Here is a 7714-nt window from a genome sequence, read left to right as displayed (position 1 = left end):
GGTGTAGGCCTTCTCGCCAATGAAGCCGCGCACCTTTTCCTGGATGAAGTGCAGGAAGGCGGCGCGGTCCCAGCTCTGGCGGCCCAGGGCGTGGATGCGGGTCTCTTCCGGCAGGTTGTTGTGCAGGTGCGCCGTGTACAGCGCGGGCAGCAGTTTGCGCACCGACAGGTCGCCCACGCCACCGAAGATGACGAGGTCCAGCGGCGCGGCAGCGGGGGAGGGCGAGGAAGTGACCATGGTGTGGTGGGTTACGTTGGTGGGCGGAGTTTATGGTAATTAAGTTACATGCCGGGTACTTTTTTGCACCCACCCCGCGGATGGCGGGGTGCGGCCACCCGCGACCGCGTCAGAGCGCCCGGAAGTGGGGCCGGCCGGTGGACAAACGTTGCAAGACCTGTTCCCGCGTCGGCGGCACGCAGCCGGTCTCCATCACGCACAGGCTGGCGCAGGCGATGGCGTTGGCCAGCAGGTCTTCCATGTCGCTGGCGTCCAGGGCCAGTTCGGCCGCGGTTGTGGCGGCCCGCATCGCGGGGCGGTCCAGCAGCGCGACCAGCAGGCCCGCCAGGAAGCTGTCACCCGCGCCGACGGTGTCGGCCACCGTCACCGGCTGCGATTCAGCGGCCTGCCAGGCGCCGCCGTCGCGCCCCAGGATGACGGCGCCTTTGGCGCCCAGGGTCAGGGCCAGCCAGCGCGCTGGCGTTTTCGCCAGCAGTTCGCGCGCGGCGAGCAGCGGGTCGGCGTGGTGGAAGCCGAGGATGCTCAGGTCGTCGTCGCTGACCTTGACGATGTCGGCCTCGCCCAGCGCCGCCATGACGCTGGCCTGGTAGGCCGCCATGTCCGGCACGATGGCCGGGCGCAGGTTGGCGTCCACCACCACCAGGCGGCCGGCCGCGCGCTGCGCCTGCAGCCAGGGCAGGTACTTGTGCGAATCGTCGGCCACCAGCGCCAGGCAGCCGGTGACCACCACCTTCAGCGCCGGCTGGGCCGCGCACTGCGCCGTCATGGTGGCGGCGTCGACGCGGCGGTCGGCCACGCCCTCGCGGTAGAAGCTGTAGCTGGCCTTGCCAGCCTCGTCCAGGCTGACCACGGCCAGCGAGGTCGGCTCGTGCGCTGGCTCGGGGTTGGCCAGCTGCACGCGGGCCTGGGCGATGGCGTGGGCCAGGCCACGCCCAAAGCGGTCTTGCGACAGCGGGTTGAGGTAGAGCGTGCCCACGCCCTGCAAGCCCAGCGCGCGGGTGAGGTTGTAGACGGCGCCGCCGTCGCAGGGGCGCAGCCGGCCGTCGGCCTCCTGGATCATGTCCATCAGGGCTTCGCCGGCGGTGGCGACGGTGATCGGGCTGTTGGCGGCGGGGTGTTGGGTGGTGGGGCTAGGGAAAACCATAATTAAATCCAGTTGATTTATTAACCTGTTCGCAAATATAGTTCACCCACTTTGTTGCCGGCTTCGTGGAAACCCGAAGTCCCGGTGGCAGAGCAACCCGGTTCTACAACGTCTGATTCCACCCATCCTCCTGAGGAGACACCCCGTGAAAAAATTCGCTTTCGCCTTCACCGTCCTGGCCCTGGCCGCTGGTAGCTCGTTCGCCGCCGAGCCCGTGATCGGCCTGATCACCAAGACCGAGTCCAACCCCTTCTTCGTGAAGATGAAGGAAGGCGCCACGGCCGAAGCCAAGAAGCTGGGTGCCAAGCTGATCGCCGCCGCCGGCAAGACCGACGGCGTCAACGCCGGCCAGGTGACCGCGATGGAAAACATGATCGCCGCCGGCGCCAAGACCATCCTGATCACCCCCAGCGACGCCAAGGCCATCATCCCCGCCATCAAGAAGGCCCAGTCGCAAGGCGTGATGGTCATCGCCCTGGACAGCCCGACCGACCCGGCCACCGCTGTGGACGCCCTGTTCGCCACCGACAACTACAAGGCTGGCGTGCTGATCGGCCAGTACGCCAAGGTCGCCATGGGTGGCAAGAAGCCCGTGATCGCCACGCTGGACCTGTTCCCCGGCCACCCGGTGGGTGCCCAGCGCCACAACGGCTTCCTCAAGGGCTTTGGCCTGACCGCTCCGGACGCCAAGAGCAATGAGCTGGGTGGCAAGGCCGCTGGCGTGGTCTGCATGGCCGACAGCTTCGGTGACGCCGCCAAGGGCCAGACCGGCATGGAAAACTGCCTGCAGAAGAACCCCGACATCAACCTGGTGTACACGATCAACGAACCCGCTGCCGCCGGTGCCTACAAGGCGCTCAAGGCCGCTGGCAAGGAAAAGGACGTGATCATCGTGTCGGTGGACGGCGGCTGCGCCGGCATCAAGGACGTGGGCGCCGGTGTGATCACCGCCACCAGCCAGCAGTACCCGCTGAAGATGGCCGCCATGGGCGTGGCTGCGGGCGTGGAATACGCCAAGACCGGCAAGAAGGTCAGCGGCTACGTCGACACTGGCGTGACCCTGATCGCCGCCAAGGCCGTGGCCGGTGTGGACAGCAAGGACGTCAAGACCGGTACCGATCTGTGCTGGGGTAACAAGTAAGGGTCTCCCCCCTGCGCCGCTATCGCGGCTTCCCCCCTCTCTGGCGCGCCTTCGGCGCTGGGAGGGGGGACGGCAGCTGGGGCCGGCGGAGCCGGACCCTCGCTGCCCCTGGACTGGGAGGGCGCCTCGCTGCGCTGGGCGCCTCTTCATTCCTGACTTTGCTTGATTGAAGGCCTGCATCAGACAGGCTTCCGCTTGCAGCGGGTTGACTCTTAGCCATTGCTGCAACCTCTTCATCTCTGATTGGACGGGCCACCGCCATGAATGCCATCAAAGCCAAACTTCCGCCCATGGGCACGCTCGGGCCGTTTATCGCCCTGCTCGGCGCCTGCCTGTTTTTCGCCAGCCAGAGCGACCGCTTCTTCACGCTGCAGAACTTCTCGCTGATCCTGCAGCAGGTGATGGTGGTGGGCACCATCGCCATTGGCCAGACGCTCATCATCCTGACCGCCGGCATCGACCTGTCCTGCGGAATGATCATGGCGCTGGGTTCCATCGTCATGACCAAGATGGGGGCCGACTTCGGGCTCTCCGCGCCGGTCGCGATCACCCTGGGCATCGCCGCCACCACGCTGTTCGGTGCGGTCAACGGCCTGCTGGTGACCAAGGCCAAACTGCCACCCTTCATCGTCACGCTGGGCACGCTGAACATCGCGTTCGCCATCACCCAGCTGTACTCGGGTTCGCAGACCATCACCGAGGTGTCCGCCGGCATGACCTGGCTGGGCAACTCGTTCCGCATCGGCCAGACCAACATCCTGTACGGCGTGGTGCTGATGCTGGCGCTGTACCTGATCACCTGGCTGTTCCTGCGCGAGACCGCACCCGGCCGCCACATCTACGCCGTGGGCAACAACCCCGAGGCCACGCGCCTGACCGGCATTTCCACCGACAAGGTGCTGATGGGCGTGTACGTGCTCGCTGGCCTGTTCTACGGCCTGGCCTCGCTGCTGTCCGTCGCCCGCATCGGCGCCGGTGACCCGAACGCCGGGCAGACCGAAAACCTCGACGCCATCACCGCCGTGGTGCTGGGCGGCACCAGCCTGTTCGGCGGCCGCGGCATCATCCTCGGCACCCTGGTGGGCGCACTGATCGTGGGCGTGTTCCGCAACGGTCTGACCCTCATGGGCGTGTCTTCCGTGTACCAGATCCTCGTGACCGGCGTGCTCGTGATCCTCGCCGTGCTGACCGACCAGATGTCCCGCAAAGGAGTGCGTTGAAATGACCATCGATACCAACGCCCCCCTCGTGATGCAGGCCAAGGGCCTGGTCAAGCGCTACGGCCAGGTCACTGCCCTGGACGGCGCCGACTTCGAACTGCGCGCCGGTGAAATCATGGCCGTGATCGGCGACAACGGCGCTGGCAAGTCCAGCCTGATCAAGGCCCTGTCGGGCGCCACCATCCCCGACGAAGGCGAGATCTACCTGGACGGCCAGCGCATTCACTTCAAGAGCCCGATCGACGCGCGCCGCGCCGGTATCGAAACCGTGTACCAGGACCTCGCCGTGGCCCCGGCCATGACGATTGCCGAGAACCTGTTCCTGGGCCGCGAGATCCGCCGCCCCGGCGTGCTGGGCAGCGTGTTCCAGATGATCGACAAGAAGAAGATGCTGGAAGAGAGCATCGCGCGCATGAACGACCTCAAGGTCGGCATCCGCTCCATGACGCAGGCGGTCGAAACGCTCTCGGGCGGTCAGCGCCAGTGCGTGGCCGTGGCCCGCGCGGCGGCGTTCGCGCAGCACGTGGTGATCATGGACGAGCCGACCGCCGCGCTGGGCGTGAAGGAAGGCAACATGGTGCTGGAACTGATCCGTCGCGTGCGCGACAAGGGCCTGCCCGTGATCCTGATTTCGCACAACATGCCGCACGTCTTCGAGATCGCCGACCGCATCCACATCGCCCGCCTGGGCAAGCGTGCCTGCGTGGTCAACCCCAAGAAGATCAGCATGAGCGACACGGTGGCGGTGATGACGGGTGCGATGACCGTCGACCAGCTGCCGGCCGAATGCCTCGCCTGAGGACACCACGCCATGCTCAAAGGCATTGATCCCCTGCTGACCCCTGACATGCTCAAGCTCATGGCCGAGATGGGACACGACGACGCGCTGGTGCTGGCCGACGCCAACTTCACGGCCATGAGCCTGGGGGTGGGCAAGCCGGTGCTGCGCCTGCCCGGTGTGGGCATGGTGCGCGCGTTGCAAGCCGTCACCAGCCTACTGCCGCTGGCCGAAGACGTGCCCCAGCCCGTGGCCTACATGCAGGTCAGCGACACGCCCGACGGCTACCGCTCGGCTCTGCAGCGCGCGGCGGTGGACCTGCTGGCCTCGGCCGGCCTGCCGCCCGAGCGGGTGGAGGCGGTCGAGCGCTACGCCTTCTACGACCGTGTGAAGAAGGCCTACGCCATCGTCGTCACCGGCGAACTGCAGCCCTTTGGCAACTTCATCCTGCGCAAGGGCGTCATCGGCGAGGCGCTGCGCCCCTGAGCTGCGCGCCCGCGTGTCACACTCTGCGGCTGTGAGCGACCTTTCCGACTTTCCACTGCACGACACGGCCGCCGCCGCGCAGCCGCTGCGCCAGCGCGGCTCCAACCAGGACGGGGTGCGCCAGTTCAACGAACGCGTGGTGCTGCAGGCCCTGCGTGCGCACGGCGCGCTGGCCAAGGCCGACCTCGCACGCCTGACCGGCCTGACGGCGCAGACCATCGGCCTCATCACCGCGCGACTTGACGAAGACGATCTGCTCACCCGCGGCGCCCCGGTGCGTGGCAAAGTGGGCCAGCCCTCGGTGCCCATCGGCCTCAACCCTGATGGCGCGTTTGCCATCGGCATCAAGATCGCCCGCCGCAGCGCCGACTGGCTGCTGGTCGACTTCACCGGAGCGGTGCGCGAACGCATCAGCGTGGCGTACCACTTCCCCGACGCGACCACCCTGCTGCCGCTGATCCAGCGCAACCTGGACGAGCTGTTGGCCCGCCTGGGCCCGCTGGCGCCCCGCGTGGTTGGCGTGGGTGTGGCCGCACCGTTCCAGCTGGGCGGCTGGCACCGCATGCTGGGCCTGACCGAAGCGCAGTCCGGCGCCTGGAACCACCTCGACCTCGCGGCCGAGGTGCAGCGCATGACCCACTTGCCGGTCAGCTTTGCCAAGGACACCGCCGCGGCCTGCGTGGCCGAGCTGTTGCAAGGCAAGGGCCGCGAGATCCGCAGCTTCCTCTACCTGTTCCTCGACACCTTTGTCGGCGGTGGGCTGGTCATCCACTCGCACCTGCACCGCGGCCAGCACGGCAACGCCGGCGCGGTGGCCTCCCTGCCCATGGGCGTGGCCACGGCGGACCTCAAGGACATCCCGCCGCAGCTCATCAGCCACGCATCGCTCTGGGACCTGGAGCAGCGCTTTCGCGAGCACGCGCTGGACCCCATGGCCGCCTACGACGCACGCGCCCTGCAGGCGCCTTGGCGCGAGCACACGCAGGAATGGATCGACCGCGCGGCTCTGGCGCTGGCGCACTGCATCGTTTCGGGCACCGCGTTTCTGGACCTCGAAGCGGTGGTGATCGACGGCGTGGTGGTGCCCGAACTGCTGGCCGAGCTGATCGCCCGCACCCAGCAGGGCCTCAAGGCCTACAATTGGGAAGGCCTGCAGACCCCGCCGCCGCTGCTGCCGGGCAGCATCGGCTCGGATGCGCGCGCCCTGGGCGGCGCGCTGCTGCCACTGCACGCGAGCTTTGCGCCGGATCGGGATTTGTTTCTCAAGACCTGATGGGTCGGGTACGGGTCGCCGCAGTCGCGAGGCCTACCCCGCCAGGCGGCCACACGACGGCTCGGCCGGTTCCCGGAGGCGCACGCTTCGTGCAGATCAGGGATTGGGGGCAGAGACGGCCTGTTGAGGTGGCTCTTGCAACCCCTGCGCCGTCAAATGCAGTACCCGATCCGCCCGCGCCGCAGCCGCTTCGGAGTGCGTGACCAGCACCATCGAACTGCCGTGTTGGCGCGCCTGCGCGACCAGCACGTCCATCACCTGCGCGGCGGTGCGCGGGTCCAGGTTGCCGGTGGGTTCGTCGGCCAGGATCAGGCGGGGTTTGTGCACCAGGGCGCGCGCAATGGCCACGCGCTGCAGCTGCCCGCCCGAGAGTTGCGAGGGCAGGCGTTCACCGAGGCCTTGCAGGCCCACGGCATCCAGCATCTGCGCCACGCGGGCTGGGTCCGGTCTGTTGAGCAGGAGCAGCGGCAGGGCCACGTTCTGCGCCACGTCCAGGTGCGGCAGCACGTGAAAAGCCTGGAAAACAAAGCCCAGGTGTTCGCGCCGCCAGTGCGCAGCCTGTGCTTCGGTCAATTGGCCCAGGTCCACGCCGTCGTGGGTGATGCGGCCTTCGCTCCAGGTGTCGAGAGCGGCCATGCAGTTGAGCAGGCTGGACTTGCCGACGCCCGACTCGCCGACGATGGCGACGAATTCACCAGGGGCGACGTTCAGGTCTACCGCCTGGAACACGGCGGCGTCGCCGTAGCGCTTGGCCAGGCCGGTGATCACTAGGCCGGTGTCGTGGGTCATGCCGGTGCTCCGAGATGGCCCTCAGCCCAACGCAGCACCTGCGCCAGCGCATCGGGCGCATCGCAGGGCACGACCACGCGCTCGGGCATGGAGCGCAGCCAGGTGATCTGGCGTTTGGCCAGCTGGCGCGTGGCAAAGACGCCGCGGTCGCGCAGTTCGTTCCGCTGGGCGTCGGTCAGCGGCGCGTCGCCGGCGGCGTCCAACGCTTCCCAGGCCTGGCGGTAGCCCACGCAGCGCATGGACGGCAGGTCGGGGTGTAGGTCGTTGCGTGCGCGCAGCGCCCGCACCTCGTCGATGAAGCCGGCCGCCAGCATGGCGTCGAAGCGCTGGGCGATGCGTCCGTGCAGCCAGGCGCGGTCGGCCGGTTCGAGGCTCAGCAGCGCGCCGTGCGCGATGGGGTTGGCGTGGTCGTCGCCGCGCCCGGTCTGGAAGCGGGACAGCGGCTGCCCGGACACCGCGAACACTTCGAGCGCGCGCTGGATGCGCTGCGCGTCGTTGGGTGAGAGGCGGGCCGCGGTGGCCGGGTCGCTCTGTGCCAGCGCCGCGTGCATCGCTGGCCAGCCGAGCTGGGCGGCCTTGGCCTCGATGTCGGCCCGCACCGCGGCGTCGGCCGGTGGCATGTCGTTCAGGCCCTGCATCAGCGCCT

8 protein-coding genes and 1 pseudogene are annotated in these 7714 nt (G+C 68.3%); 5 read left to right on the top strand and 4 right to left on the bottom strand.

The window, feature by feature from the left end:
• Positions 1 to 237: pseudogene (locus ACR2JA_RS00335) on the bottom strand (glucose-6-phosphate dehydrogenase); the annotation flags it as partial.
• Positions 238 to 346: 109 nt separating this feature from the next.
• Positions 347 to 1381, bottom strand: a complete 1035-nt coding sequence (locus tag ACR2JA_RS00330; RefSeq protein WP_434007149.1) for a PfkB family carbohydrate kinase — start codon at positions 1379 to 1381, stop codon at positions 347 to 349.
• 145 nt (positions 1382 to 1526) lie between these two features.
• On the opposite strand from ACR2JA_RS00330, the gene ACR2JA_RS00325 reads away from it, so the two are divergent.
• The 5 genes from ACR2JA_RS00325 (at position 1527) to ACR2JA_RS00305 (ending at position 6279) form a co-directional block, all read left to right on the top strand.
• Positions 1527 to 2522: a sugar ABC transporter substrate-binding protein gene (locus ACR2JA_RS00325; protein WP_434007148.1), complete on the top strand. Its 996-nt coding sequence runs from the start codon at positions 1527 to 1529 to the stop codon at positions 2520 to 2522.
• A 260-nt stretch (positions 2523 to 2782) separates the two neighbouring features.
• The gene (locus tag ACR2JA_RS00320; protein ID WP_434007147.1) at positions 2783 to 3742 is read left to right on the top strand and encodes an ABC transporter permease; all 960 of its coding nucleotides are present in this window, start codon (positions 2783 to 2785) and stop codon (positions 3740 to 3742) included.
• 1 nt (position 3743) lies between these two features.
• On the top strand, positions 3744 to 4541 hold the full coding sequence (locus ACR2JA_RS00315) for an ATP-binding cassette domain-containing protein (RefSeq protein ID WP_434007146.1): 798 nt from the start codon (positions 3744 to 3746) through the stop codon (positions 4539 to 4541).
• Between the two features lie 12 nt (positions 4542 to 4553).
• Positions 4554 to 5006 carry an RbsD/FucU family protein gene (locus ACR2JA_RS00310; protein WP_434007145.1) on the top strand — a complete coding sequence of 151 codons (453 nt, stop codon included), beginning with the start codon at positions 4554 to 4556 and terminating at the stop codon, positions 5004 to 5006.
• A 31-nt stretch (positions 5007 to 5037) separates the two neighbouring features.
• A complete protein-coding gene (locus ACR2JA_RS00305; protein WP_434007144.1) occupies positions 5038 to 6279 on the top strand; it encodes an ROK family protein in 1242 nt (413 codons plus the stop codon).
• 96 nt (positions 6280 to 6375) lie between these two features.
• Here ACR2JA_RS00305 and ACR2JA_RS00300 read toward each other — a convergent pair whose 3' ends face one another.
• Together ACR2JA_RS00300 and ACR2JA_RS00295 are read right to left on the bottom strand one after the other, a co-directional pair.
• A complete protein-coding gene (locus tag ACR2JA_RS00300) occupies positions 6376 to 7068 on the bottom strand; it encodes an ABC transporter ATP-binding protein (protein WP_434007143.1) in 693 nt (230 codons plus the stop codon).
• On the bottom strand, positions 7065 to 7714 hold a 650-nt coding region (locus tag ACR2JA_RS00295), incomplete at its 5' end, for a tRNA (adenosine(37)-N6)-dimethylallyltransferase (RefSeq protein ID WP_434007142.1). The genes ACR2JA_RS00300 and ACR2JA_RS00295, both read right to left, overlap by 4 nt.

This window comes from Hydrogenophaga sp., from assembly GCF_051007235.1.
Classification (GTDB): Bacteria; Pseudomonadota; Gammaproteobacteria; order Burkholderiales; family Burkholderiaceae_C; genus Hydrogenophaga.
This window is presented reverse-complemented; position numbering and strand designations above follow the sequence as displayed.

Excerpts from the sequence above, each read along its gene's own strand:
- ACR2JA_RS00320 (WP_434007147.1), top strand. The coding sequence starts at position 2,783 with ATGAATGCCATCAAAGCCAAACTTCCGCCCATGGGCACGCTCGGGCCG.
- ACR2JA_RS00310 (WP_434007145.1), top strand. The coding sequence starts at position 4,554 with ATGCTCAAAGGCATTGATCCCCTGCTGACCCCTGACATGCTCAAGCTC.
- ACR2JA_RS00300 (WP_434007143.1), bottom strand. The coding sequence starts at position 7,068 with ATGACCCACGACACCGGCCTAGTGATCACCGGCCTGGCCAAGCGCTAC.
- ACR2JA_RS00330 (WP_434007149.1), bottom strand. The coding sequence starts at position 1,381 with ATGGTTTTCCCTAGCCCCACCACCCAACACCCCGCCGCCAACAGCCCG.
- ACR2JA_RS00315 (WP_434007146.1), top strand. The coding sequence starts at position 3,744 with ATGACCATCGATACCAACGCCCCCCTCGTGATGCAGGCCAAGGGCCTG.